Source organism: Streptomyces sp. NPDC018833 (assembly GCF_044390825.1).
GTDB lineage: Bacteria > Actinomycetota > Actinomycetes > Streptomycetales > Streptomycetaceae > Streptomyces.
The window spans coordinates 88,828-113,980 of the sequence record NZ_JBIRZM010000003.1; the positions used below are offsets into that span (position 1 = coordinate 88,828).

Genomic DNA, 25,153 nt, shown 5'->3' on the forward strand with positions numbered 1-25,153 from the left:
TCTCGCAGGGCGTCACGGGGGACCGGCCTGGGACAAATCGACATGAACAACAGAGGGTGGGGGAGAGCTGTGCAGCGGCCCTTGATAGGTCTGACCGCGGCGGTGGCCGCACTCGCCATGACAGCCGCGCTGAGCGGCTGCGGCACCGGTTCCGACGAGGTCACCCTCAAGCTGGTGGCCGCCGACTACGACGTCGCCGGCGGCGAGAGCAGCAAGAACTACTGGGCCGATCTCACGGCCGCCTTCGAGGCCGACAACCCCGGCATCAACGTCGAGGTCCGGATCGAGTCCTGGAACGACGTCGACCGCAAGGTCGCCGAGATGGTCAAGGCCGGCGAGGCCCCCGACATCGCACAGATCGGCGCCTACGCCGACTACGCGGCCGCCGGCAAGCTCTACTCCGCCGACCAACTGCTCTCCATCCCCGTGCAGTCCAACTTCCTCGGCCCGCTCACCGAGGCCGGTGAGCAGAAGCGCACCCAGTACGGACTGCCTTTCGTCGCCTCCACCCGGCTGCTCTTCTACAACAAGGAGCTGTTCGCCGAGGCAGGCATCGACGACGAGCCGAAGACCTGGGCCGACCTCCAGGAGGACGCCCGGAAGCTGAAGGCGGAAACCGACGTCACGTACCCCTTCGCCCTGCCGCTCGGCCCCGAGGAGGCGCAGGCGGAGACGATGATGTGGCTGCTCAGCGGCGGTGGCGGCTACACCGACACGGTCGACAGGTACGCGATCGACTCGCCGCAGAACGTCGAGACCCTCACGTGGCTGAAGAACAACCTCGTCGAGGAGGGCCTGACCGGTCCGGTTCCGCCCGGCGTGCTCAACCGCAAGGACGCCTTCGCCGCGTTCACCCGTGGCGAGGTCGGCATGCTCAACGGCCACCCCTCCCTGATGCAGGCCGCCGAGAAGAAGGGCATCGACGTCGGAAAGGTCGCCCTCCCGGGCCGGGACGGCGACGCCAAGGCGTCGATGGGCGTCGCCGACTGGATCATGGGCTTCAAGGAGAACGGGCACCGCGAGGAGATCGGCAGGTTCCTCGACTTCGTCTTCACCGACAAGAACGTCCTGGACTTCGCCGACCAGAACGACCTGCTCCCCGTGACCGTCTCCGCCTCCGAGACAATGGAACTGGAGCCGGCGCACAAGGACCTCAAGGCGTTCCTCCAGGAACTCCCCGGCTCGGTGCTCCCGCCGGTCGGCAAGACGTCGTGGGCCGCGGTCAGCGAGAGCATCAAGAAGAACATCGGCAAGGCGGTCGCACCGGGCGGCAGCCCGTCCGCCACGCTCGGCCGGATCGCGCGCGAGGCCAAGGCGGCGGAAGCGGCGGAGTAGGGCCGGGGGCCGTTCGCCGGTCGGTGGGGCCCGAGTGTCGCTGCGCGGCGATAGGTTGGATCGTATGACCGACGAGCACACGCTGTCCGAGCGTGAGCGCGCCGTCCTAGGGGTGGAGCGGATGTCCTGGGCGGGTCCCGGGGCCAAGGAGCGGGCGATCAGGGAGCGGCTGGGGATGTCCCCGGTGCGCTACTACCAGCTCCTCAACGCCCTCCTCGACGACCCGCGCGCCCTCGCCCACGACCCCGTCACCGTCAACCGGCTTCGCCGTGTGAGGGACGCCAGGAGAAGTCGCCGATAAGGTCGAAGGCATGGGCAGCTCCCCGTACGCACACAGCCTGCCGACGCCGTCCACCCCCGCCGGCCGCGACGGTCTCGCCGCGATTCTCGACCGGCCCTCCGGTGCCGTCGTCGCCCTCGACTTCGACGGCACCCTCGCCGAGATCGTGCCCGACCCGGAGCAGGCCCGCGCCCATCCCGGCGCCGTGCCCGCGCTCGCCGCACTCGCTCCGAAGATCGCGTCCGTCGCGGTGATCACCGGCCGGCCCGCCGCGGTCGCCGTGCGCTACGGCGGGTTCGCGGGTGCCGAGGGCCTGGACCACCTCGTCGTCCTCGGCCACTACGGCGCGGAGCGCTGGGACGCCGTCAGCGGGGACGTGAGCGCCCCCGCGCCGCATCCCGGTGTCGCGGCCGCCCGTGCGGAGCTGGCGGGCTTCCTCGACGGCCGGGACGCCGCGCGCGGCGCCTGGATCGAGGAGAAGGGCGGCCGGGCCGTCGCCGTCCACACGCGCCGCGCCGAGGACCCCCAGGGCGCCTTCGACGCCCTGCGTGAGCCGCTCGCGGCGCTCGCCTCGCGCCACGGCCTGATCCTGGAGCCCGGCCGCATGGTCCTGGAGCTGCGCCCGCCGGGCGTGGACAAGGGCGTGGCGCTCGCCGAGTACGTGCAGGAGGTGGGCGCGACGGCCGTGCTCTACGCCGGGGACGACCTGGGCGACCTGCCCGCGTACGGCGCGGTGGACAAGCTGCGCTCGGACGGAATGCCGGGACTGCTGGTGTGCAGCGGGACCGAGGTGCCGGAGCTGGCGGGTCGCGCGGATGTGGTGGTGGGGGGCCCGGGGGCGGTGGTGGGGTTGCTGGCGGCGCTGTCGGAGCGGGTGTAGCACCTGCCGCGCTTTCCCCTGCCCGCCCCTTCCTGTAACCGGGGGCTCGTCCCGTGGGAGGACGCCCACCGGACCGGCGCGCCCCAACCACAGGCGAGGCTGCATTGCGCTGCGTCACATCAGCCCGTCCGGCGTGTGTGGACACGGCGGGCCACCCGCCCGGCCCGCGCCGCTCGAGGGCACGCCTGCCCACCGTGCCCAGCGGGCAGGCCGCTGGCGGCGAACCGGCCTCGCCAGGTGCGCACCGTGTCCACGTGCATCCGCGTCTGCGAGGCTATCCGGGCATTGGAGCGCCCCCGGCCGCCAAGAGCACGATGCTTGCCCGCTGCCGGGCCTGATGCGGGGTCTTGTGGCCGTAGGCCATCTTCTCCAGACGGTGGCGCTCGGCAGCGGTCAGTACCACAGGCATGGCAGAACAGGCAGGGCATCGCAGGCGGGGTGACCGAATCTTCCAGAGCGGTACCCAGTTATGGGCTCCCGCGGGTGCGGCGGCCGCGGACTCAGGTGGCGGGCGAGACTGTCGCCTGGCGCGTCTGCTGGATCAGGACGGTGGTGGCGCGTCCCAGCAGCTCGCAGAGTGCGGCGTGTTCCGAGGGCGTGAACGCGCTGGTGAGCGCGCGCTCAAGGATGATCACCTCCTGGTAGGCGCGACCCAGCAGCGTCTGGCCCTGATCGGTGAGGGCAGCGATCTGCACCTTGGCGTGCACCGGGGACGTCTCGCGGCGGATGAGTTCCTTGTTCTCCATATTGGTCAGCACGCTGCTCATGCTCTGCTGCGTCACCCCGCACGAGCGGGCCAATTGCGCGCCGGACATGCCGCCTTGGCGCGAGAGGATCAACAGCACGGTGTACTGCGTCATGGTCAGCCCGTAGGCACGCAGTACTGCCTCGTGGTGCGCCATCAACGCCTGCTCCGACCGCCTGATCCGGGTGCAAAGGTCGTTCTCGATCGGGGCTTCCACCGCGTCCTCCCACTTCACTGACAGGTTCATGTGTTGACTCAGGGACCTTATATACCTACCGTTCTCCATTGTAAGGATACTGAGTCAGCACAGGGGGCTGTAACTATGAAGGCTGTCGTTCTCGATACCGATGACCACTACCGGGTCGCCGAACTCGATGAGCCCACCCCCGGCCCCGACCAAGTGGCGATCCGTGTGGCCTACGCCGGGATTCAGTGGGGCGACACCATGGTCAGAGACGGCCACTTCGCCGTACCGCGTCCCTTCGTCCCGGGGTTCGAGGCATCCGGGCGCATCATCGCGGTCGGCGCGGGTATCGACACACGCCGTGTCGGTGAGGCCGTCACCGCGCTGACCACCTCAGGCGCCTACGCCGAGGTGGTCCTGGCACCCGCTACGCTCACGTTCGGCATCGGCGGCATGCCGCTGAAGACAGCCGCCGGTCTCGGGTGGGGCGCACCGACCGCCTACGAGCTGATCAACACCGCCGCGCGCGTGCGGCCCGGCGAAAGCGTGCTCATCCACGCCGCCGCCGGCTCAGTCGGCACGCTCGCCGCCCAGTTCGCCCGACTAGCCGGAGCAGGCCGGATCGTCGGTGTGGTCGGCACTGCGGACAGGGCCGACTACGCCGCGCAGTTCGGCTACGACCAGCTCCTGCTCCGCGAGGAGTTCCCGGCCAAGCTCGGCGACGAGAAGCCCGACGTCATCCTCGACCCGGTCGGCGGCTCGACCCGCACCGTCGGCCTCGAGCAGCTCGCAGTACACGGCCGACTGGTGGCATACGGCAACCTCGCCACGTACGAACCCGTCCTCGCCAACGCCAACGACCTCCTCATGCACGGCAAGTCGCTCCTGACCTACAACAGCAACCTGCTCAGCCAGACCCACCCCGAGCGGCTCGCCGACAGTGCCCGCCGCGCACTCGGCCTCGTGGCCGACGGCAAGGTTCGCTTGGACATCACCACCGAGTACGCCTTCGGGGACCTGGCCATGGCCGTACAGCGCCTCGCCGAGGGCACAACCCATGGCAAGAGCATCCTCCGCGTCGCCTGACAACACGCAGAAAACGCCGGCCACGAGGCGGCTCCCGCGATGAACCCCGCCAGGACGGGAAGGGATCACCCTGGACGCGGGAGCGACCCCATATGACCCTCATCAGCGCTGGGCAGCGGCCTTGGCCGCTGCCCGGCCTGCCGTGCCCCGCACAGCCACACCAATCGCGTCAAGCCCCGAAGGACTTTCGGAGTTGACCACTAAGCCCCGAAGGAGGGTCGTGCGGCGTGCGGGGATGCTCTGAAGCCCGCGCCTGTCAGGGATCACGTCAACGGGGGTGAGGGCTGTGCGGGGCCGGGGCGAGGCCGCGAAGCCCCCGCCCGGGCAGGGTCCGGAGGCCCCGAAGCCTGCACCCGTCGAGGCGCGGGACAGCGGGTACTGGGCCGCGCGCCTGTCAGGGCGCGGGAAGCTCGTCCGGTGGCGGGCTCCCCCTACGCCCTGCGGGCGTAGGGGGAGAAGTCCCGGTTCGGGAAGGGGCGGGGTGGGCGCCCCCGCAGGGTCACCCCCGCAGCGCCTCCAGCTGGTCCAGGAACCAGCGGCGTGGGGGGAGCGCCGTCGCCGCCGCGGCCAGGCGCTTCGTGCGGTCCGCGCGTTCCGCCGCCGGCATGGAGAGGGCCTCGTGCAGGGCCGCGGCCGTGCCCGTCACGTCGTACGGGTTCACCGTCAGTGCGTCCTCGCGGAGCTCCGCGTACGCTCCCGCCTCGCGTGAGAGCACCAGCGCGCAGCCCGCGTCGGAGACGACCGGGACCTCCTTGGCCACCAGGTTCATGCCGTCGCGGATGGGGTTGACCAGCGCCACGTCGGCCAGGCGGTAGGCGGCCAGGGAGCGGGCGAAGTCGTCCTTCACGTGGAGCAGGACCGGTGTCCAGTCCTCCGTGCCGAACCGGGCGTTGATCGCGTCGGCGACCCGCGCCACCTCGGCGGTGTACTCCCGGTAGACGGCGAGGTCCTGTCGCGAGGGGTAGGCGAACGCGACGTGGACCACCCGCTCGCGCCACTCCGGCCGCTCCTCCAGCAGCGTCTCGTACGCGCGCAGGCCGCGCACGATGTTCTTCGACAGCTCCGTGCGGTCCACTCGGATGATCGTCTTCCTGTCGCCGATCTGCTCCCGCAGCGCCGCCATCCGGTCGTCGACGTCCGGCTGCCGCGACCGCTCACGCAGGAAGTCGCCGTCCGCGCCCAGCCCGTGGACGCCGAGCCGGGTCCGTCGGCGGCGCCGGCCGGGCAGCGTGTACTCGAACGCCGGTTCCTGGTCCTTGGGCCAGGAGCCGCGCCCGTCGTACGCGGCGAGCACCACCCCGCAGCACCGCTGGAACGCCCCCAGCCAGCGCTGGCTCAGGAACCCGAGCCGGTCCGCGCCCAGCATGCCGAGCAGCAGCTCCTCGGCGATGTCGTCGGGCAGCATCCCGAAGTACTCCGAGGGCGCCCACGGCGTGTGCGAGAAGTGCCCGATGCGCAGGTCGGGGCGCAGCTCCCGCAGCATCCCCGGCACCAGCGCCAGGTGGTAGTCCTGCACCAGCACCGCCGCGTCCTCCGCGGCCTCGTCGGCGAGCGCCTCGGCGAACGCCCGGTTGTACATCCGGTACGCGGCCCACTGGCGCCGGAACTCCGTACCGAAGACCGGTTCCAGCGGCGTCTGGTACAGCATGTGGTGCACGAACCACAGCACCGAGTTCGCGATGCCGTTGTACGCGTCGGCGTGGACGGCCGCGGGGATGTCGAGCATCCGGACGCCCGGCTCGCTCACCCCGCGCCGGACGGCCTCGCGGTCGCCGTTGTCGAGGGCGGCGCACACCCACAGCGACTGGGCGTCGGAGCCGATCGCGGAGAGGCCGGAGACGAGGCCGCCCCCACCGCGGCGGGCGGCGAGCCCGCCGTGCCCGCCCGGTGAGTAGGAGACCGGGCCGCGGTTGGAGGCGACGAGGATCTGGGCAGCGTCGGTGACCATGTGGCGAACCTAGCCCGTCCCGCATCCCCTCAAACGTGCGTGCGGCTGCGCCGCAGGTCAGTGGTCGCGTTTCCGGCCACGGGCCGCCGCGGCGGCGACCACGCCCGCCGCGGTGATGCTGAGCGCGACGCCGCCGAGCAGCCACAGCTGCTCGGCGGTGGAGCCGGTGCGGGCCGGCTCACCGGTGTGCCGGGGCGCCTCGGCGGTCAGGGCCAGCGTCGTGCCCTGGATCGTGTGCATGACGTCCATGAGATCCATACATATGAAAGTTAGACAAAATGAACAGTGGTTCCGGTTTATGCCGCGCGACGCGCCGCGTACTCACCGATCTCGCGCATCGGCGGCCGCTCCTCGGTGTCCACCGCGTGGACGACGGGCACGAATCCGTTCTCGAACCGCTCGAACTGAGTGAGCACCGGCCGCACCAAGTGGCCGCGGGCCAGCCGCATTTGTGCCGTGCGGTAGATCGCCGCCGCCATGCGGCCCAGTGCCTGCCCGTCCTGGTGGCGGTGCTTGCGCGTGCCCACGTCGACCTGCGCCAACGCATCGAGCCCCGCCCGGCCGAGGGCGTCCACCAGCAGGCCCAGTTCCACCCCGTAACCGACCGGGAACGGCAGTTGCTCCAGCAGGGAGCGCCGGGCCGCGTACTCCCCGCCCAGCGGCTGCACGAAACCGGCCAGTTGCGGCCAGTGCAGATTCAGCAGCGGTCGCGCCACCAGCTCGGTCACCCGGCCACCCTGACCAGGGGCGTCGCCGAGCGGGCGGTCGTACATCGCCTTGACGAACTGCACCTCGGGATCGGTCAGCAGCGGCCCAACGATCCCGGAGACGAAGTCGGCCGAGAAGTCGCGCAGATCGGAGTCGATGAAGCACACGATGTCACCGCTGGTCACCATCAGTGACCGCCACAGCACCTCGCCCTTGCCCGCCACTGCCGGTATCCGCGGCAGGACGGCGTCCCGGTGCACCACCCGCGCGCCCGCCGCCTCGGCCACCTCGGCCGTACGGTCGCTCGACGCCGAGTCGATCACCACCAGCTCGTCGACCAGGGGGATCCGCTCCATCAGCTCGTGCCGGATCACCGTCACGATGTCGCCGACCGTCTGCTCCTCGTTCAGTGCGGGGAGCACCACACTCACCGACGATCCGCGCCGGGCCTTGGCGGCGAGGATCTGGTTCGGTGTGCGGTCGGCGGCGGACCAGGTGCGTATGCCCAGCCAGCGCTCCACCTCATCGAGCACAGCACGTCTCCTTGCAGGGGTTCGGATCGGGGGGATCGGACCGGCCGGAGGCCGTGCGTGTGATCCATCTCGCGGTTCGGACGACTATCTCAACTGTCCGGGCCTTCGGTTACAGTCTTGAACAACGCAGGTGACCACCGCATCTCGGGGTCGCCTGCTGACAATCGAATACCGCTCATCCAGAGGGGCAGAGGGAACGGCCCGTTGAAGCCCCGGCAACCCTCCCGCCGACCGCGAGGTCACGGTGGGGAAGGTGCCAATTCCGTCTTGTGGCGAAATGCGTCACGAGGAAGATGAGGAGAAAGGGCCTCGCCATAATGGCTGCGCAGACCATCGCCAGCACCACCGCTTCCACCTCTGTGGACCTCGGACCCGCCGCCGCACTGTCGTGCCGTGAGTGCGGGGAGCGTTTCGAGCTCGGCCCCATCTTCGCCTGCGCCTCGTGTTTCGGGCCGCTCGAAGTCGCGTACGACCTGCCGAGCGGCGACCCGGAGGCCCTGCGGAAGCAGATCGAGGCCGGCCCGAACAACATCTGGCGCTACGCCCCGCTCCTGCCCGTCCCCGCCGACGTGGCCGGCAAGCCGAACATCAACCCCGGCTTCACCCAGCTCGTCAAGGCCGACAACCTCGCCCGTGAAATCGGTGTCACCGGCGGGCTGTTCATCAAGGACGACTCCGGCAACCCGACGCACTCCTTCAAGGACCGTGTCGTCGCGATCGCCGTCGAGGCGGCCCGCGCCTTCGGCTTCACCACCCTGTCCTGCTCCTCCACCGGCAACCTCGCCGGCGCGGTCGGCGCCGCCGCCGCGCGGGCCGGCTTCCGCTCCTGCGTCTTCATCCCGCACGACCTGGAGCAGGGCAAGGTCGTCATGGCCGCGGTCTACGGCGGCGAGCTGGTCGGCATCGAGGGCAACTACGACGACGTCAACCGCTTCTGCTCCGAGCTCATCGGCGACCCTCTCGGCGAGGGCTGGGGCTTCGTGAACGTCAACCTCCGCCCGTACTACGGCGAGGGCTCCAAGACGCTCGCGTACGAGATCTGCGAACAGCTCGGCTGGCAGCTGCCCGACCAGATCGTCATTCCGATCGCCTCCGGCTCCCAGCTCACCAAGATCGACAAGGGCCTTCAGGAGCTGATCAGGCTCGGCCTCGTCGAGGACAAGCCGTACAAGATCTTCGGCGCCCAGGCCGAGGGCTGCTCCCCGGTGTCCACCGCCTTCAAGGCCGGTCACGACGTCGTGCGCCCCCAGAAGCCGAACACCATCGCCAAGTCGCTCGCCATCGGCAACCCGGCCGACGGCCCCTACGTGCTGGACATCGCCCGCCGCACGGGCGGCGCGGTGGAGGACGTGAACGACGAGCAGATCGTCGACGCGATCAAGCTGCTGGCCCGCACCGAGGGCATCTTCGCCGAGACGGCGGGCGGCGTGACCGTGGGCGTGACGAAGAAGCTGATCGAGCAGGGCGTGCTCGACCCGGCGCTCACCACCGTCGTACTGAACACCGGCGACGGCCTCAAGACGCTGGACGCGGTCGCCCCGACCACCGGCCCGACCGCGACGATCCGCCCGAGCCTGGACGCGTTCCGCGACGCCGGCCTGGCAGGCTGAGACCGCCGGGTCCCCGCCGACCACCTCAGACCGAAGAAAGGCTGCACCCCATGAGCGTCAACGTCCGCATCCCCACCATTCTCCGTACGTACACGGGCGGCCAGGCCGAGGTCCCCGCCGAGGGCGCGACCCTGGCCGAGGTCATCGCGGACCTGGAGAAGAACCACACGGGCATCGCGGCCCGCGTCCTGGACGACCAGGGCAAGCTGCGCCGCTTCGTCAACGTGTACGTGAACGACGACGACGTCCGCTTCGAGCAGGGCCTGCAGACGGCGACGCCGGACGGTGCGGGCGTCTCGATCATCCCCGCCGTCGCCGGCGGCTGATTCCGCTCCGCGTTACCCAGCGTTACGGAAATTGCCCCCTCCGCCAGAGAAGCGGAGGGGGCAATTCTGCATGGTTGAGCGCGGTAGAGTCTGGGAAGCCCCCTCCGCCGGCCGCCCGGTAATGCGTTTCCGCTCCATAAGAATGCGGCCAAAGTAAGCGAGCAAATTGCGCCGAAAGTGCCGCTTTGTCGGGCCCGACTTGCCCCGGAATTCAATCAATTCACATGAATCGGTCGATCGGTCCTGCCCAGATTTCTCGTCCGATTGACCTGTTGCAGAGGGCAGTTGGGCAGATACATTCAGCCGCGGTCGACGCGTTCCGGCGCACACCCCTCCTGCTGGGGTGAGGTCTGACCCGGGTCCGCGAAGTGCGGTCCTGTGCAAGGGCCAGTAATAGGGGAGTTAGGCATGGCTCAGGGCACCGTCAAGTGGTTCAACGCGGAGAAGGGGTACGGCTTCATCGCGGTCGACGGTGGTGCGGATGTTTTCGTCCACTACAGCGCGATCCAGATGGACGGATACCGCACCCTTGAAGAGGGTCAGCGAGTCGAGTTCGAGATCTCGCAGGGCCAGAAGGGTCCGCAGGCGGACATGGTCAAGCTCGCCGTCTGATCCAACTGATCCAGGCGCGATCGGCCACCGACGCACTCACACACGAGGGGTCCGCATCCCGACAGACCGGGATGCGGGCCCCTCGTGCTTCGCCACGAGGTCCGCGGGCCCTCGCCGTGAGGGCCCCGTGAGGGCCGTCCGCCGTGCGCCGTGAGCGTGAGGCGCTTGCACTCTCCGGGGGCGAGTGCTAATCATTGGCGTTAGCACTCTCCCAGTGAGAGTGACAGAACTTGGATCGGGTCGGTGAGGTCCGCAGGCCGGGTGGGGCAAGGAACCACACGGCGCGCAGGCCGTCCGTCGCGGGCGCCGGATGCGATCCGAAGCAATCCACCCCAGTCCGGGAGGACCACTTCACATGGCCAAGATCATCGCGTTCGACGAGGAGGCACGGCGCGGTCTCGAGCGCGGGATGAACCAGCTCGCCGACGCCGTCAAGGTCACCCTTGGCCCCAAGGGTCGCAACGTCGTCCTCGAGAAGAAGTGGGGCGCCCCCACGATCACCAACGATGGTGTGTCCATCGCCAAGGAGATCGAGCTCGAGGACCCGTACGAGAAGATCGGCGCCGAGCTGGTCAAGGAAGTCGCCAAGAAGACGGACGACGTCGCCGGTGACGGTACGACCACCGCGACCGTTCTCGCCCAGGCGCTCGTCCGCGAGGGTCTGCGCAACGTGGCCGCCGGCGCCAACCCGATGGCCCTCAAGCGCGGCATCGAGAAGGCCGTCGAGGCCGTCTCCGGCGCCCTGCTCGAGCAGGCCAAGGACGTGGAGACCAAGGAGCAGATCGCTTCGACCGCCTCCATCTCCGCCGCCGACACCCAGATCGGCGAGCTCATCGCCGAGGCCATGGACAAGGTCGGCAAGGAAGGCGTCATCACGGTCGAGGAGTCCCAGACCTTCGGTCTGGAGCTCGAGCTCACCGAGGGCATGCGCTTCGACAAGGGCTACATCTCGGCGTACTTCGCCACCGACATGGAGCGTATGGAGGCGTCCCTGGACGACCCGTACATCCTGATCGTCAACTCCAAGGTCGGCAACGTGAAGGACCTCCTTCCGCTGCTGGAGAAGGTCATGCAGTCCGGCAAGCCGCTGCTGATCATCGCCGAGGACGTCGAGGGCGAGGCCCTGTCCACGCTCGTCGTGAACAAGATCCGCGGCACCTTCAAGTCCGTCGCCGTCAAGGCCCCGGGCTTCGGCGACCGCCGCAAGGCCATGCTCAACGACATCGCCATCCTCACGGGCGGCACGGTCATCTCCGAGGAGGTCGGCCTCAAGCTCGAGAACGCCGGCCTGGACCTGCTGGGCCGCGCCCGCAAGGTCGTCATCACCAAGGACGAGACCACGATCGTCGACGGTGCCGGTGAAAGCGACCAGGTCGCCGGCCGCGTCAACCAGATCCGTGCCGAGATCGAGAACAGCGACTCGGACTACGACCGCGAGAAGCTCCAGGAGCGCCTCGCGAAGCTGGCCGGCGGCGTGGCCGTCATCAAGGCCGGTGCCGCGACCGAGGTCGAGCTCAAGGAGCGCAAGCACCGCATCGAGGACGCCGTTCGCAACGCGAAGGCGGCCGTCGAGGAGGGCATCGTCGCCGGTGGTGGCGTGGCGCTGCTCCAGGCCGCCTCGGTCTTCGAGAAGCTGGAGCTCCAGGGTGACGAGGCGACCGGCGCCAATGCCGTGAAGCTCGCGCTGGAGGCCCCGCTGAAGCAGATCGCCGTCAACGGTGGTCTCGAGGGTGGCGTCGTCGTCGAGAAGGTGCGCAACCTGGCCGTCGGCCACGGTCTGAACGCCGCGACCGGCGAGTACGTCGACATGATCGCCGAGGGCATCATCGACCCCGCGAAGGTGACCCGTTCTGCCCTGCAGAACGCGGCCTCCATCGCGGCGCTGTTCCTCACCACCGAGGCCGTCATCGCCGACAAGCCGGAGAAGGCCGCCGCGCCTGCCGGTGGCGGCATGCCGGGCGGTGACATGGACTTCTGATCCGTCACCGGATCGGACCCGTCCGTCAAGGCCGAGGGCGGCACCCCACTCCCAGGGGTGCCGCCCTCGGGCGTTCCCCGGCGTCGTCCCGGGGCAGTCGGAGAGTCAGACCCCGAGCGGTGCCGTCCACATCCTCACAGTCAGTCGGTGGCAGCCGGGCTGGGCGTGTTCCCGTGGTCCGGCATGGCGTCGGGTATGACGGGTGGGCAGGCCGAGCGAGCGTAGAGAGTGACCTGCCCGCCTTTGAGCTCGACCCGTCGGCATTCGGCGAAGTCACGGTCCAGGACCTCTCGCTTGACTGTTTCCTCGGCGTTCGAGTCGACTGGTTGGCCCTTGGGGTCGCTCAGGACGATGATCCTGTCGACGTGTGCCAGGCGCTCCCGGATGTCGCCCGGGGCGAGCTCGACACCTTGCAGGGTCCCTGACGTGGCGGGCTCGTCCTTGAGGGCGACGTCGGTCAGGCCCGTGAACTGGTGGGGGTAGGAGAGCATCCACTCCCGGCGCCTGGCGGGAGCGAAGAGAACGGCGTCCCCGACGTCGGACAGCCTCTCGACCTCTGTGGAGATGGCGGTGACGTCATCCTTCCTGCTGTCGGGCGTCCTCATCTGGAGAGTGACCGGCAGCATTGCTGTGACGAGTGCGGCGACCACGCCGACAGCGGCAGAGACGCGGATCTTCCGATTCTGGAGAAGGGCCGTCTTTCCGGCGTCGTCTGTCAGGCAGGTGACGGTGGTACCGACGAGGAGGGCCCATCCGATGTTGGTGTAAAGGACGTACCGGTCCACGTACATGGGTTCATGGACGGCTGCCAGCAGCAACGTCGCGCTGGGCACGATCGCGAGGGGAAAGGCCAACCTGGTGACATCGGCCTGTCGTCCCGGCCGGGACAGGTAGGCCGCGCAGGCAGAGGCGGCGAGGGCGACGCCCGCGATCTCGAACCACTCGCGCAGCGTGGGGCCGCCGATCCAGGAGACCTGGCTCGACTGACTCATGCTGAGGACAGCGAGCGGCAGCAGGCCGATGAGCACGCCGGCGACGCTGACGGCGAAGTGCCGCCGGATCCTGGCCGGCGGTCGGAAGCGATACAGGGTGATGCCGTGCGCCAGGAGGGCGAGCAGGGCGAACTCATGCAGCAGCGAGGCCGTCAGCACCGCGAGCGCGTAACAGCACCAACGAGCCTTTGAGGTGCGCTGCATGAGCGTGACGAAGAGGTACGTGGCGACGGCGACGAGTGCGCAGACCATCGCGTACGAGCGCCCTTCCTGCGCGTACATCTGCACTTCCGGGGTCACAGCGAAGACCAGCCCGCTCAGCAGGCCCGCGACCGGACGGGCGGTGAGCCGGAGTGCGGTGATTCCCACCAGTCCTGCCGTGAGAGCCGTGGCGAGCACAGAAGGCAGCCGCAGGGTGATCAGGCCGCCCTCCCATACGGCGAAGAGGCCGTGCATGAAGAGGTAGTAGAGGCCGTGTACCGCGTCGGCGTGATGCAGGAGAGCAACCGTCTCGGACAGGCTCCGATGGGCAACCTGGTAGGTGACGGACTCGTCTCTCCACATGGTGCCTTCGCGGGTGATTCCCCACAGTCCCAGGGCGAGGGAAAGAGCGACGGGAGCGAAGCAGGAGACGAGTCTTCCGGTGCGCGGGTACCGGCCCAGGGCCGCACGCGATTCCGCCCGACTCGCCGTCGCCGTCGCCGCTGCCATGGGGATTCCTCTCGCAGTTCGGTGATTCTTCCGTGTGACGTCGCGTACCGGCGCATTCCAGCATTGGGCACGTCAGATTACGTCAGCGGGCGTTGACATCGAGAGGTGTCGAGGAACCGTGGACCGGCCCCGCGCTCATTCGGGCTCCCTCATGCGAAGGCCGACCGGTTGCGCTCCGCCCACGCGGCGAAGGGCGCGGCCGGGCGGCCGAGGACTCGTCCGACGTCCCCGCCGACGCGCTGCTCGGCGGGGAGCGGCCTGCCCAGGATGTCCAGCGTCCCGTCGACGACGCCGGGCGGCACGAACCCCCGTGCTGGACATCGTCTTCAGCCGCTGGACCACGCCGATCCTGTTGACGCTCAACCAGTACGGGCGGTAGCGCCTCGTCGTGCCGCACCGCGCCATCGGCACGATCGCGGCGAAGGTGCTGACCCAGCGTCTGCGGCCGCTGGAGCGGGACGGCTTGGTGGTGCGCACGTACTACCCGGAGGTGCCGCCCCGGGGCGAGTGCGAGATCAGCGACCTCGTGCGCAGCCTGGCCCGCTCTTCGCCCACCTGGCGGAGTGGTCCACGGGGAACCTGCCGAAGGTGGAGCGGGCGCGGCAGGAGTTCGACGAGGCGGAGGAGGATGTGGCGGCCGGCCGTTGAACAGGATGTCTCCTGTGCGGATCAGCCCGAGTAGTTCTTGAGCTTCTCGGTGCCGAGGGTGATGTTCACCGGGTCGGGAAGCTCGACGGTCTCGCCGTAGGAATAGGTCCGCACGAGATGGTAGATGCCGTCCTTGGGCTCGCTGTGGACGACCAGTGTGTCGGAGTCGCGGTCGATGAGCAGGTAGACGGGGATGCCGGCCTGGGCGTAGCCGTCGCGCTTCTCGACGCGGTCGCGGCGGTCGGTGTCGGCGTCGTGAGAGGTGACCTCAACGGTCATGAGGACTCCTTGAGTCCCGGACCATTCACCATGGCCGGCGAAGTGCCCCGTCGGTGCAAGCGTTCCGTCCGGCCGAGACCGTCCCTTGCGGTAGGCCTCGACGACCAGTCCGCGTTCCGGGTAGAGGTCGAGGTCGGGGCGGTACTGCATGCACTGCCTGAGCAGCCACATGAAGATCTCTCCGTGGTCACCGTCGGGCACGGGCTTGACCTCCAGCTTTCCGTTGATGAACTCGAGCCGCACCGTCTCCGGGGCGTGACGCTCGATCTCCTCGAAGTCCTCTACGGACATCTGCGGGTGCTCGGCGGAAATGGGTGTCATATCCTCGCCTCCTCCCCTCCATGGTGCCCTGTTCATGGGGCGGGCGAGCTGAACTGCCATGCCTGTGTCCTTTCCGAGGTGCGGGTAGCCGCCGCGCGGGCATCGGTGGCAAGGGCGTGGACGCTGGCCGGTGGCGGCAGCCGGTCGATGCATGTCGCGACGGCCGCCTCGCGCTCGCGGGGACCCCGCAGATGCGTGAAACCGTCTTCGCGGCGAAGTAGTTGGCCGGGAGGATCGATTGCGGTAGCCGGGGTCGGCGAGCGGATGCAGGGCAGCACCAAGCTGGCTGTCAGCCATGGATCGAGTCTCTTTCGACCTCATTGGCGAGACCCCCGCAGGTGTTGGTAGCACCTGACGGGGGTCGTTTCGTTCGGTTGTCGGAACGGTAGAGCGCGATGAACGCTCCGTGGCAAGTCGGTCGCCCGATGTCAACACCCCAGGGTTGATGGCGGGTTGAGGCCCCTCCGCCCATTCCCTTCAAGAGCGCTCAAATCTCGGCACGTGAGCGCCAGGGCGTCCGGTCAGGCGTCCTTGAGGTCCGTGACGAAGGCCGACCAGGCGGCGGTAGGGAACGTGAGGTGCGGGCCGTCGGGGTCCTTGGAGTCGCGGACGGGGACGACACCGGGGTGGCCGTCAGCGACTTCGAGGCAGTTGCCACCGCTGCCGTCGCTGTACGTGGACTTGCGCCAGGTGGCGACCTCCACGCAGTCCCCGCCGTCACCGCCGCTGTAGCTGGACTTCCGCCAGACGGCCGCTGTCAGGTCGTACTCAGGGCTGCTCGTCTTCATATGCGTAATCCTCCGCCACTGACTCGAGCAGGGCCAAGGATCTTTCCGGCGACAGTGCGCTGGCCCCGATCAGATCGTAGGCCAGTTGATGGCGGGTGACCGTGGCCGGATCGTCCTCCAACTGGCCTGATCCAGGGCCTTCCAGGTAAGACAGCGGGGGTGCGTCGGGGAAGGACATCAGTTTGAGGGCACCGCCCATCGCCGCATGCGCTCCCGCGTCGAACGGGAGCACCTGCACGATGATCCGGTGCCGCCGGGCCAGGTCGGCCACGTGTCGCAGCGCCTCCGCCATCACGCCGGGGCCGCCGACCTGCCTGCGTAACATCGCCTCGTCCAGCACCGCCCACAACAACGGCTTTGTTGGATCGGTCAGCAGTCGCGCGCGGTCCAGCCTCGCCTCGACGAGTTCGTCGATGACATCCTCCGCGGCCGTGGGCCGGTACGCCCGGAACACCGCACGCGCGTACGCCTCCGTCTGCAACAGGCCCGGGATCAGCTGTGGCGCGTACTCCTTGATGGTCTCCGCGACCGCTTCCGCTTCCGCAGCCTCCGCGAAGTGGTCGGGATAACGCGACTTGTTGGACGCCTTGCAGTTGCGTGTGAAGAAGTCGTCCGTGCCCAACACCTCGTCCAGTCGGACCGCGTGCTCCGGGAGGATCCGGCGCGTACCCGACTCCATCTGGCCGATGTAGGAGCCGCTCACGAACAGCGGCTCGCCCAGCTCCTCCTGGGTGAGGCCGGCCTTTATCCGCGCGTGGCGCAGCTCCGCGCCGAGCAGCGCCCTGGGAGACGTTGACGGGTCGAGGTCCTTGGGTCCGGGCATGGCATCTCCCTGATCGACAGGTCGCGTTGTTGGGCCGCCGTCTCTTCCCAGGCTAGCGGCGGACGGACACGCTGGGTGAGGAAAGCGAACACTCAGTGGTGGAGGTGCCGGTCATGGGGCAGGTCGTGCGTGCGGCGGAGCGGCTGCGGGCCGCCGAGGAGGTGATCGCCCAGCTGAGGCACGGGCTCGACGTGGTGTCGGTGACACTTCCGTCCCTGCGGGTCGACGTCGTCTCGCTCGCGAGCGAGATGCCCTATCCACTGGTGGACCTGGGGCGTTGCAACCTGGACACCGCACTGCGGCTCGCAGCCGTGCTGCAAGGGTTGGAGAGGTGACCGTGCCGCAGGGCGCGTACGCCGTCGACATCCGGGACGGGCGGGTGGGGGTCGTCATGGGGCGGGTCGGCCCGTACGTACAGTTGCGGCCGCCGGGCGGGGGCCGGGAGTGGGACTGCCCGCCCGAGGACTTACGGCCGGCCCCGCCCAGGGAGGTCCTGCGTGCCCGGGTGCGGCAGCGGAACGCGGAAGGGCGGCTGCCGTAGCGGCCGGGCGGCGGAAGCGGTCAGGAATTGCGCCAGAGTTGCGCCGGTTCCGAGGGGTTGCAGGAGGTCGTCTCGAAGCCGATGGAGCCGGACATCCGCAGACAGGTCTTCTCCGCGACGTTCTGGAGGGTGTGGCCGCTCGATTTCGTGGCACTGATCTGCCAGGCCTGGGTTTCGGAGCCGTTGCAGTCCGCGATCGCGATGCCCGCGTAGCTCCGGGATTCGAGGCAACGGCCACTGCCCTGGCTGACCAGCTGGAACGTGTTGCCGGAGATCGGTTTGTAGGTCCATCGGTAGTTCATGGTGGTCCCGTTGCCCGACGGTGCGCCGCACACCGAGTTGGACACGGAGGAGCCCGAGTAGGCGGAGTACGAGTCCGCCAGGCACCGGCCCGTCGCGGCGCCCCTGAGCAGGTGCGTCCCCGAGAGTGCGGGCTGGGCCGAAGGCTTGTCCCCGCCCGAGCCGCCCGGACTGTCGGAATCACCCGAGCCACTCGAACCGCCGGAGTCGGTCGATCCTCCGGCCGTGCTCCCGGCCGCCCCGCCGTCTCCCGGCCCGCTGCCCGGCGCGCCGGACGAGGGGGTGGAGCTCGGCTCGGATGTGCCGCCCGGCGGCCGGGATGCCGGGACCGTGGGGTTCGGGGAGCGGCCTCCCGCTGCGGATTCGGACGGCGAGGCGACGGCCGTCGGCGTCGTGCCGCCCGGGCCCTTCCCCTTCGGAGAGCCGCCGAAGGGCGCGAGCGCGATGGTGAGGGTCGTGCCCACGACCACCACGACGGGGATCGCGAGGAACAGCACGCGGGTGCGGCGTTCGCGCGGTCTGCGGGACGTCGGGCCGGCCGCCTCGGCCGGGGGCGTGTCGGGTTCCTTCGACTCGGGCCCGCGCGCCGGCTCCCGGGTCTCGGGTGGTGCCGGCGACTCCGGCTCGGGTTCGACCGGCGGCGGGGTCATGGCGAAGGCTTCCCGTTCGGTGATCCGCTCCGAGACGACGGGCGGCCACAGCGACGTCGCCGCCTTCGGCACATGACCGCGGGCGCGTTCGTACAGCTCTGCGGCGCTCGGTCTGGCCGAGGCGTCCTTGTTGAGACAGGACTCGACGACGGCCGCCAGGTCCGGGGCGGTGTCGGGCAGCCGCCCGAAGTCGGGTGCCTCGTGGACGATGCGGTAGAAGACGTCGGGCCCGGACCCGTCGCCGAAGGGCGGGCGGCCGTTCGCGGCGTACAGCAGGAGGCTGCCGAGCGCGAACACGTCCAAGGCACCGGTCAACCGCCTGTCGGCGACCGCCTGTTCCGGAGCCATGTAGGCGGGTGTCCCGATGGCCACGCCGGTCCTGGTCAGCCTGCTCTGGTCGGCCGCCCGCGCCACGCCGAAGTCGATGAGGGTCAGGCCGTCGAGGGTCAGCATGACGTTGGAGGGCTTGAGGTCACGGTGCACCATGCCGGCGGCGTGCACCGCGCGCAGGCCGTTCGCCGCGTCGCGCAGCAGCCGCCAGAGGGCCTCGGCGGGCAGCGGGCCGTTGTGCAGCCGCAGCGCCTCGCTCAGGGTGACCCCGGGGATGTACTCGGTGGCGAACCACGGCGGTTGCGCCGTGCGGTCACTGGCCAGCAGCCGGGCGCTGACCCCGGTGGGCAGCCTGGCCAGGTTGTCCAGCTCGTGCCCGAAGTGGCGGAGGAAGTCGTTGTCCTCGGCCAGCGTCGGCAGCACCTGCTTGACGGCGGCGTACCGCCCCGACGCCGTGCCGAGATAGACCCGTCCCATACCGCCGGATCCGAGCACGCCGATCAGCGTGAACGAACCGATCCTCCGAGGATCGCCCGGCTCCAGCGGCCTTGCACCGCTGCCGTTGACGTCAGAGTGCTTCATGTAATCCCCCGCGCATGGCGGACAGGTTATAGGAGGCGGGACGGTCGCGAACTGCTCTGCCGAGTCTTGGCGTTGGCACCGGGATCCGGGCGGGCCGACGCGAGGGCGACCAGCAAGTAGGGCACGGCCAGCAGGGCGAAGACCACGCCGTGCGAGGCGTGCGGGGACAGCGCCGCGTAGGCCCCGAACGCGGCCAGGGACGCCAGGTTCGTGCCGAGACCGGTCAGCGAGGTGACCGTCGCCCGGCTCGGGCCGGTGATCGCGGCCTGGAGGCGTACGTCGGCGAGCACGTCCGCCAGTTGGAACACGAGGAACGCGGCACCGATCAACACGAAGCCGGCGGGTTCGCCCGACAGTGCGCCCGCCGCGAGCGCCGCCGCCGCGGCGGCGACCAGCGCGCCGAGAGCCCGCGCGGAGAGCCGTTCGCCCGCCGCCACCAGCAGCGAGCCCAGCGTCACGCCGACCCACACCACGAGCACCAACAGCGGGACGGTCTCGGTCGCCACGCCCGTGGAGGCGGCCAGGAGCGGCACGTACTCGTCCAGCGCACCCCACAGCGAGGTGATCACGACGGCCGGCACCATGGCGCGCCGGACGGACCGGCTGCCGCGCACCTCGTCCAGGCCCGCCCGCAGCGTCGCCAGGTAGCCGGGCCGGCCTGCTGCTTCGGGGCGTTCAAGGACGTCGGGCGCTTCGGCTCCTTCGGGGGCTTGAGGTTCTGCGGGGTGCGCGGCGTCGCGGTGTTCGGGCAGCGTCGCGCCGACCGTCGCGCACAGCAGGCAGGAGCCGATGCTCGCGGCCCACAGCAGGGTGTGGCCGCCGACGGCGAGGGCGGGGGCCGCAGCGCCGGTGGCGGCGGCCGTCGCGCCCATGCTCACCGCCGCCGCCCTGCCCATGACGCGGCCGTAGCGGGAGCCCGCGCCGAGCCGGGCGAGTTCGTCGTGGACCAGTGCCTCCACGGCGCCCGAGCGCAACGCACCGCCCACCGCCCACAGCGTGAAACCGGCGGCGTAGGCGGCGTACGACGGGGTCACGGCCCACAGCGCGAACCCGGCGGCGGACAGCAGCGGGCCGAGGACCATCATGGCCCGGCGCGAGACGGCGTCGGCCCACACGCCCGAGGGCACCTCCACCAGCAGGCCGACGACGCACCAGATGGCGAAGAGGGACGATATCTCGGCGGTGGTCAGGCCGTTCTCGGCGAACAGCAGCGCGTACACCGGGTAGAGCAGGACGAAGTCCTCAAGTCCCGCGTAGACGTAGAGCTTTCGCGTCAGGGCGCGGACCCGTGGGTCGGACGGGCCGGGCGGGCAGGGCACAGCGGTGAGCATGGTGTGTGGTCCTTCGGGAGAGCGGACGGGGACGTCGGGTGCTCACCCGCGCGGCGGCCCTCGACAGTCCGCTCCTGGACCTGCTGCCGTGGATCAATGTCGTCGTCGGCTCATACGGTCGAGGGTACGCCGACGGGGCGCGAGGGCCCAGTGCTTTCCGTCGCTCCTGCCGTATCCGGAGCCTCATTCTCATGTGCCGTCGGCCCATGGGGAGTTGACTGTGTCCCGAGATCCAGCAATAACGGCAGCATCACTCACCGAAGGAAGGACACCGGCGTGGCTTTCGGGGGACAGGGCCCGCACCCGACGTGGCAGCCGAACGGGGGGCAGCCTCCGCCGCCGTACCCCTATGTGCCGCCGCCGTACGTCCCACCGTACCGGCCGCCCGCCACCTCGCTGTGGCAGCGGTTCCGCGAGGACGAGTGGCCGCCGCTGCGGGAGGTGATGCGGCGGATTCCGCTGCCGGGCTGCGCCTGGATCGTGATGCTCTTCTGCGTCTGGCCGGCGCTGATCCTGTTCATCTGCTACCCGCTGGCACGCTCGGCCCGGACGAAGGCCCGGAGGGCCTTCCCCGCGAACGCCCACCGCCGCATCCAGGACCCGGACGTCATGCGCGTGCAGAAGTTCCGCGCCTGGATCGCGCTCGCCGCGTCCTTCGCGATCCTGGTGGCGTACGGCACGGAGGCAGACTGGTCCCAGGTCCAGGACCAGGCGCTTTTCCGGCTGGCCCTCACCCCGTGGCTGCTGCTGCTCACGGCCCCCGTCGTGATCGCGGTCCTCTTGCGTCTCGCGCCCGCGCACGCGCGGGCGGGGATGCGCGCGCGAGTGCGCCCGGCGGTCCGCTTGGCGCTGCGGTACTTCGGTGCCTTCACGGCGGTGCCGATCCTGTTCGCCGGGCTGATATTCCTCAGTCGGGCGCTGCCGGACGGCGTGCCCAGCACGCTGCTGTCCTTCGCCCTGCTCCTGTTGGTGCTGTGGGTGCTCTTCTTCGTCGCCTTCGCCTCGTCGGCGGTCGTGCGGGGCGCGTTCAACACCGCCGAGATCCACGCCGCGCTCCCCGCCCTGCTGACGGGCGTGCTGGTGTGGGAGCTCGCGGCGATCAACCTGGCGACGGCCGGCATGCCGCCGGGGCCGCCGCTCCTTCAGATCTGCGCCGTGATCGGCGGCCCGGCGTCGGTGTCGGCGGTGGCGTGGTGGGAGGTCGTCCGCCTGCGCCGGCGGTACGGCGTGACACTGCGGTGACGACTCGGTCCACTTATGCGCCGGACACCCCTGGCCCCGCACCGCAGTCACCGCAGCTTGATTCCGAGGTCACCGGCGACACGGGCGTTCGCACCTGTCGGCCGGTTCTCCAGCCGTGGATCAGCCGGGGGGCGCTCGCGTCCGGAGCCGTTCGCGACGGGGATCGTTCGCGGGTCATTCGCGGGTGAACGTGCCCAGGCCGTTCTCGTCGAGGCGCTCCACCCGCACCTTCGACGCCTTGCCGCCTTCGCCGACGGTGAACGTGACCCCCGTGCGGCCGACCGCGTTCTCGCCCACCGTCTCGAAGCTGAACGTGTCCCCGTCGTAGTGGGTGAGGGCGAAGCGCATCGGCTTCGGGCCCAGGCTCAGCGACAGTTCGCCGTTGTCGGCGGTGACCGTCAGCGGGCCGTAGTAGTCGTTGCTGTACGTCCCGGTGTACGCGTCGTCGGCCTTGGCGGCGGACGCGTCGCCGGGCGGCTTCGTGTAGTCGGTGGGGGAGCGGCCCTCCGCCTCCTCCTTGTCGTAGACACCGGCGATCAGGGGCAGCCAGTCCTGGGTGGGCCTGCCGTGTTGCGCGGTGTCGAAGAAGTTGATCGCGACGGAGTCGGCGAGACCGACCGGCTTGCCATTGGTGAGGACGACGATGCCCAGTTCCTCGCCGGGCAGCATCGTCACATTGGTGTTCGCGCCCAGGCCGAAGGCGCCGGAGTGGCTCAGGCGCAGGCGGCCCTGGTCGTCGTAGCCGACGTTCCAGCCCAGGCCGTAGAAGCCGGTACGGCCCGCGGGGCCGTCGGGAGGCTGGGAGACGATCTCGGGCAGGTGCGTGCGCTGGAGCTGCTCCGCGGGGACGATCTGCTGGTCGCCGAGCTTGCCGTCCGCGAGTTGGAGACGCAGCCACGTCGCCATGTCGCGGGCGGTGGAGCTGACGCCGCCCGCCGGGGACTGGGCGTCGGCGTCACGTACGAACTTCGCCTCCCAGGTGCCGTCCGCGTTCTCCACGTGGGTGGCGGCCCTGTTCGCCGCCTTCTCGTAGTCGGCGAAGGAGGAGCTGGTCGAGTTCATCCCGGCCGGTCCGTAGAGCGAGTCCTCCGCCAGCTTCTCCCAGGTCGTGTCCTTCGCGTCGGCGACCGCCTCGGCGGCGGCGGTGACACCGAAGTTGGTGTACGCGTAGCTCGCGCGGAACGGCGACAGCGGCTCGAACCGCAGATGCCCCAGGATGTACTGCCGGTCGTAGCCGAGGTCTTCGAGCAGGTCTCCCGCGTGGTCGGGCAGGCCGCTGCGGTGCGACAGCAGATCGGCGACCGTCACATGGTCGGTCACCCACGGGTCCTTGAGCGCGAAGTCGGGCAGATGCCGGGTGACGGGGGTGTCCCAGGCGATCGCCTTGTCGCCCACCGCGTCGGCGACGACGGTCGAGGCGAGGGGCTTCGACAGGCTCGCGAGCTGGAACACCGTGTCCGGCGACACCGCGCCCGGCTTGCCGGCCTCGCGGTCGCCGAAGCCCTTCATGTACACGACCCGGTCCTTGTGCACGACGGCCACGGCGACGCCCGGGACACCGGTCCTCTCCATGCCCGCCCGGATCTGCCCGTCGAGCTTCGCGACCGCGTCGGCCACCTGGCGGTCGGTGAGCACCGGGGCGGTGCGGGACGCGGTGAGCGCGGGGTACGTGGTGGACGCGGTGGACCGGGGTCGGGGTTCTGCCGCCGCCGTCGTCGTCGCGTACGTCGCCACCAGCACAGAGGCCACACCTGCCGCGGCATACGCGCGGGCCCTGCCTCTGCGGTGCCTTCCGACTCGTCGGACACCCATGCGTTCCATTCAACGCCCGGCGGCGGCCTCTGTCGCGGGGAGGCACGCGCCAGGCAGCGGGCCGCCCGGCTCCGACCTGCGGACCCACAGCAGCGCGGCCGCGCCCAAGACCGCCGCGCCGACCAGCCACGGCGGCGGGCCCGAGGGCAGGGCGCCGGCGACCACGCCCGCCAGCGCGCCGACCGACTGGAGCGCGAGGGACTGCGCGGACAGGGCGGTGGCGCGGATGGTGCCGTCGACGCGGCGGTGCAGCAGGTCGTTCTGGTTCGGACCGGCCGCGCCGAGGCCGAGGTAGACCAGGCCGTAGCCGAGGGCGGCGAGGGCGAGGGCGGCCGGGCCGTCCGACGCCGCCGTCACACCGAGCAGCATCAGTCCGGCGGCGCTCACGCAGATGCTCGCCAGCACCGCGTGCTCGCCGCTGCCGGTCAACCGGGCGGCCGGCGGCGCGAAGTGGCTGCCGATCGCGGTGCAGACGAACCCCGTGCAGGCGAGCGCGGCGAACAGCACGGCGCCGGACTCGGGCGCGCCCGTCAGGTCCGCGGCCCGGCCGGGGGTGAGCAGTTCCACGGTGGCCAGCCCGGCACCAGCCGCCCCCGCTGTCAGCAGGACCCGCCGGATCAGCGCGTCCCCGGCACCCAGGCGCAGTCCGCCGAGCACGGTGGCGGGCACACCGCGGAGCACCGCGCGCAGGGTGGTGCGCGGACGGGGCGGCTCGGGCAGGGCGGTCAACACGTAGGCGGTGTAACCGACGCCGACGGCCGTGCCGAGCAGGGCCGGGACGGACAGCGGCAGCACCAGTCCGGCGGTGGCGTCGCGCAGCCGGGCCCCGAGATCCGGGCCGAGGCCGAGCAGCAGCGGCAGCGCGCCACCGAGGAGTGTCCCGGCGGCCAGTGCGGCGGCGGAGGCGGTCCCCGCACGGGCGAGCCCGGTTCGCAGCTCGGCACCGGGGCCCGAGTGGGCCTGGACCGTGTCGACGTACCAGGCCTCCGCGGGGCCGCTGGACAGCGCGCGGCCCGCGCCCATCAGGAACATGGCGGCGGCCAGCGCCCAGACGGTGGTGCCGAGGGCCAGCGCGGTGAGGGCGGCGAGATTGAGCACTCCGGCGGCGGCGAGCACGGGCCGCCGTCCGATCACGTCGGCCAGGCCGCCGGTGGGCAGCTCCAGGGCGGAGACGGTGAGGGAGTGGACGGCGAAGAGACCGGCGACGACGGCGAGACCCATGCCGCGCTCGGTCAGGAGCAGGACCTGGGAGGGGATGTAGAGGCCGACGGGAAGCCAGAACAGGAAGGTGACGGCGGTGAAGCGGCGGCGGGCGGAGCGGGGGTCGAGCGTCATGCCCCGCCCTCCCCGAGGTGTTCTTGCTCGCTTCCGCGGCCGGCCATGCGCGGCGGGTGCGTGAGCGCTCTGAGGGCGGCGGCGTCGTGCGCCGGATCGAGGACGCGGTCGCGGGGTGAGGTGGGCATGGCGAGAGCGTAGGCCCCGGCGGGCTTTGGGCGCCGCGTGAGGCTGGCCGGGTTGCGGGGGCTCTGCCCCGGCCCCCGCTCCTCAATCGCCGGAGGGGCTGAATTCGCCCCATGC

The 25,153-nt window shown here is 70.5% G+C and carries 25 protein-coding genes, 1 pseudogene and 1 riboswitch; of the genes and pseudogenes, 12 read left to right on the forward strand and 14 right to left on the reverse strand.

Annotated elements, in window-relative coordinates:
* Window positions 1-42: 42 nt before the first annotated feature.
* From ACH5AF_RS07635 to otsB, 3 genes are all read left to right on the forward strand, one after another.
* A complete protein-coding gene (locus tag ACH5AF_RS07635; protein ID WP_398900553.1) occupies window positions 43-1,335 on the forward strand; it encodes an extracellular solute-binding protein in 1,293 nt (430 codons plus the stop codon).
* Between the two features lie 64 nt (window positions 1,336-1,399).
* Window positions 1,400-1,636 carry a DUF3263 domain-containing protein gene (locus ACH5AF_RS07640; protein WP_215177941.1) on the forward strand — a complete coding sequence of 79 codons (237 nt, stop codon included), beginning with the start codon at window positions 1,400-1,402 and terminating at the stop codon, window positions 1,634-1,636.
* A gap of 10 nt (window positions 1,637-1,646) precedes the next feature.
* Window positions 1,647-2,495, forward strand: coding sequence for a trehalose-phosphatase (otsB, locus tag ACH5AF_RS07645; protein WP_398900554.1), 849 nt, complete (start codon window positions 1,647-1,649; stop codon window positions 2,493-2,495).
* 500 nt (window positions 2,496-2,995) lie between these two features.
* On the opposite strand, the gene ACH5AF_RS07650 is transcribed toward otsB, so the two are convergent.
* Window positions 2,996-3,487 carry a MarR family winged helix-turn-helix transcriptional regulator gene (locus tag ACH5AF_RS07650; protein WP_398900555.1) on the reverse strand — a complete coding sequence of 164 codons (492 nt, stop codon included), beginning with the start codon at window positions 3,485-3,487 and terminating at the stop codon, window positions 2,996-2,998.
* Window positions 3,488-3,562: 75 nt separating this feature from the next.
* On the opposite strand from ACH5AF_RS07650, the gene ACH5AF_RS07655 reads away from it, so the two are divergent.
* A complete protein-coding gene (locus ACH5AF_RS07655; RefSeq protein ID WP_398900556.1) occupies window positions 3,563-4,510 on the forward strand; it encodes a zinc-binding alcohol dehydrogenase family protein in 948 nt (315 codons plus the stop codon).
* 499 nt (window positions 4,511-5,009) lie between these two features.
* On the opposite strand, the gene ACH5AF_RS07660 is transcribed toward ACH5AF_RS07655, so the two are convergent.
* The 3 genes from ACH5AF_RS07660 to ACH5AF_RS07670 are packed head-to-tail and all read right to left on the reverse strand — an operon-like array spanning window position 5,010 to window position 7,699.
* Complete coding sequence (locus tag ACH5AF_RS07660; RefSeq protein ID WP_398900557.1) at window positions 5,010-6,458, reverse strand: trehalose-6-phosphate synthase; 1,449 nt, start codon at window positions 6,456-6,458, stop codon at window positions 5,010-5,012.
* Window positions 6,459-6,515: 57 nt separating this feature from the next.
* Window positions 6,516-6,716 carry a hypothetical protein gene (locus tag ACH5AF_RS07665; RefSeq protein WP_398900558.1) on the reverse strand — a complete coding sequence of 67 codons (201 nt, stop codon included), beginning with the start codon at window positions 6,714-6,716 and terminating at the stop codon, window positions 6,516-6,518.
* Between the two features lie 38 nt (window positions 6,717-6,754).
* Entirely contained in the window at window positions 6,755-7,699 is a 945-nt protein-coding gene (locus tag ACH5AF_RS07670; RefSeq protein WP_398900559.1) for a glucosyl-3-phosphoglycerate synthase, read from the reverse strand.
* A gap of 172 nt (window positions 7,700-7,871) precedes the next feature.
* Window positions 7,872-7,999, forward strand: a riboswitch (SAM riboswitch).
* A gap of 17 nt (window positions 8,000-8,016) precedes the next feature.
* Between ACH5AF_RS07670 and thrC the strand changes: the two genes are divergently transcribed.
* From thrC to groL, 4 genes are all read left to right on the forward strand, one after another.
* The gene (thrC, locus tag ACH5AF_RS07675) at window positions 8,017-9,309 is read left to right on the forward strand and encodes a threonine synthase (RefSeq protein WP_398900560.1); all 1,293 of its coding nucleotides are present in this window, start codon (window positions 8,017-8,019) and stop codon (window positions 9,307-9,309) included.
* A gap of 50 nt (window positions 9,310-9,359) precedes the next feature.
* On the forward strand, window positions 9,360-9,635 hold the full coding sequence (locus tag ACH5AF_RS07680) for a MoaD/ThiS family protein (protein ID WP_398900561.1): 276 nt from the start codon (window positions 9,360-9,362) through the stop codon (window positions 9,633-9,635).
* Between the two features lie 408 nt (window positions 9,636-10,043).
* Window positions 10,044-10,247 carry a cold-shock protein gene (locus tag ACH5AF_RS07685; RefSeq protein WP_005315736.1) on the forward strand — a complete coding sequence of 68 codons (204 nt, stop codon included), beginning with the start codon at window positions 10,044-10,046 and terminating at the stop codon, window positions 10,245-10,247.
* A gap of 355 nt (window positions 10,248-10,602) precedes the next feature.
* Window positions 10,603-12,225 carry a chaperonin GroEL gene (groL, locus tag ACH5AF_RS07690; RefSeq protein WP_398900562.1) on the forward strand — a complete coding sequence of 541 codons (1,623 nt, stop codon included), beginning with the start codon at window positions 10,603-10,605 and terminating at the stop codon, window positions 12,223-12,225.
* Window positions 12,226-12,365: 140 nt separating this feature from the next.
* Here groL and ACH5AF_RS07695 read toward each other — a convergent pair whose 3' ends face one another.
* Both ACH5AF_RS07695 and ACH5AF_RS07700 read right to left on the reverse strand, forming a co-directional pair.
* Window positions 12,366-13,928 carry a hypothetical protein gene (locus tag ACH5AF_RS07695; protein WP_398900563.1) on the reverse strand — a complete coding sequence of 521 codons (1,563 nt, stop codon included), beginning with the start codon at window positions 13,926-13,928 and terminating at the stop codon, window positions 12,366-12,368.
* Between the two features lie 149 nt (window positions 13,929-14,077).
* Window positions 14,078-14,230 carry a hypothetical protein gene (locus tag ACH5AF_RS07700; RefSeq protein WP_398900564.1) on the reverse strand — a complete coding sequence of 51 codons (153 nt, stop codon included), beginning with the start codon at window positions 14,228-14,230 and terminating at the stop codon, window positions 14,078-14,080.
* Between the two features lie 8 nt (window positions 14,231-14,238).
* Here ACH5AF_RS07700 and ACH5AF_RS07705 point away from each other — a divergent pair.
* Window positions 14,239-14,576 (forward strand): annotated as a pseudogene (locus ACH5AF_RS07705) (winged helix-turn-helix transcriptional regulator).
* Between the two features lie 21 nt (window positions 14,577-14,597).
* Here the strand turns inward: ACH5AF_RS07705 and ACH5AF_RS07710 are convergent.
* From ACH5AF_RS07710 to ACH5AF_RS07720, 3 genes are all read right to left on the reverse strand, one after another.
* The gene (locus ACH5AF_RS07710) at window positions 14,598-15,176 is read right to left on the reverse strand and encodes a Uma2 family endonuclease (protein WP_398900565.1); all 579 of its coding nucleotides are present in this window, start codon (window positions 15,174-15,176) and stop codon (window positions 14,598-14,600) included.
* A 521-nt stretch (window positions 15,177-15,697) separates the two neighbouring features.
* Window positions 15,698-15,964 (reverse strand): DUF397 domain-containing protein, encoded by a 267-nt coding sequence (locus ACH5AF_RS07715; protein WP_398900566.1) that lies wholly within the window; start codon window positions 15,962-15,964, stop codon window positions 15,698-15,700.
* Window positions 15,945-16,787, reverse strand: a complete 843-nt coding sequence (locus tag ACH5AF_RS07720) for a helix-turn-helix domain-containing protein (protein WP_398900567.1) — start codon at window positions 16,785-16,787, stop codon at window positions 15,945-15,947. Before ACH5AF_RS07720 ends, ACH5AF_RS07715 begins: the two co-directional genes overlap by 20 nt.
* Before the next feature lie 113 nt (window positions 16,788-16,900).
* Between ACH5AF_RS07720 and ACH5AF_RS07725 the strand changes: the two genes are divergently transcribed.
* Together ACH5AF_RS07725 and ACH5AF_RS07730 are read left to right on the forward strand one after the other, a co-directional pair.
* Window positions 16,901-17,122 (forward strand): hypothetical protein, encoded by a 222-nt coding sequence (locus ACH5AF_RS07725; protein WP_398900569.1) that lies wholly within the window; start codon window positions 16,901-16,903, stop codon window positions 17,120-17,122.
* Window positions 17,119-17,328, forward strand: coding sequence for a hypothetical protein (locus tag ACH5AF_RS07730; RefSeq protein WP_398901027.1), 210 nt, complete (start codon window positions 17,119-17,121; stop codon window positions 17,326-17,328). The genes ACH5AF_RS07725 and ACH5AF_RS07730 overlap by 4 nt, the downstream gene beginning before the upstream one ends.
* Before the next feature lie 20 nt (window positions 17,329-17,348).
* Here ACH5AF_RS07730 and ACH5AF_RS07735 read toward each other — a convergent pair whose 3' ends face one another.
* Window positions 17,349-19,190 carry a protein kinase gene (locus tag ACH5AF_RS07735; RefSeq protein WP_398900570.1) on the reverse strand — a complete coding sequence of 614 codons (1,842 nt, stop codon included), beginning with the start codon at window positions 19,188-19,190 and terminating at the stop codon, window positions 17,349-17,351.
* Between the two features lie 26 nt (window positions 19,191-19,216).
* Entirely contained in the window at window positions 19,217-20,521 is a 1,305-nt protein-coding gene (locus ACH5AF_RS07740; protein WP_398900571.1) for an MFS transporter, read from the reverse strand.
* Window positions 20,522-20,797: 276 nt separating this feature from the next.
* Here ACH5AF_RS07740 and ACH5AF_RS07745 point away from each other — a divergent pair, with 276 nt between their 5' ends.
* Window positions 20,798-21,763, forward strand: coding sequence for a hypothetical protein (locus tag ACH5AF_RS07745; protein ID WP_398900572.1), 966 nt, complete (start codon window positions 20,798-20,800; stop codon window positions 21,761-21,763).
* A 174-nt stretch (window positions 21,764-21,937) separates the two neighbouring features.
* On the opposite strand, the gene ACH5AF_RS07750 is transcribed toward ACH5AF_RS07745, so the two are convergent.
* From ACH5AF_RS07750 to ACH5AF_RS07760, 3 genes are read right to left on the reverse strand one after another with little or no spacing between them, the layout of a single operon-like run.
* A complete protein-coding gene (locus ACH5AF_RS07750) occupies window positions 21,938-23,584 on the reverse strand; it encodes a serine hydrolase (RefSeq protein WP_398900573.1) in 1,647 nt (548 codons plus the stop codon).
* A complete protein-coding gene (locus ACH5AF_RS07755; protein ID WP_398900574.1) occupies window positions 23,585-24,910 on the reverse strand; it encodes an MFS transporter in 1,326 nt (441 codons plus the stop codon). It abuts the gene before it with no gap.
* Window positions 24,907-25,038, reverse strand: coding sequence for a hypothetical protein (locus ACH5AF_RS07760; RefSeq protein WP_398900575.1), 132 nt, complete (start codon window positions 25,036-25,038; stop codon window positions 24,907-24,909). Before ACH5AF_RS07760 ends, ACH5AF_RS07755 begins: the two co-directional genes overlap by 4 nt.
* Window positions 25,039-25,153: the final 115 nt, after the last annotated feature.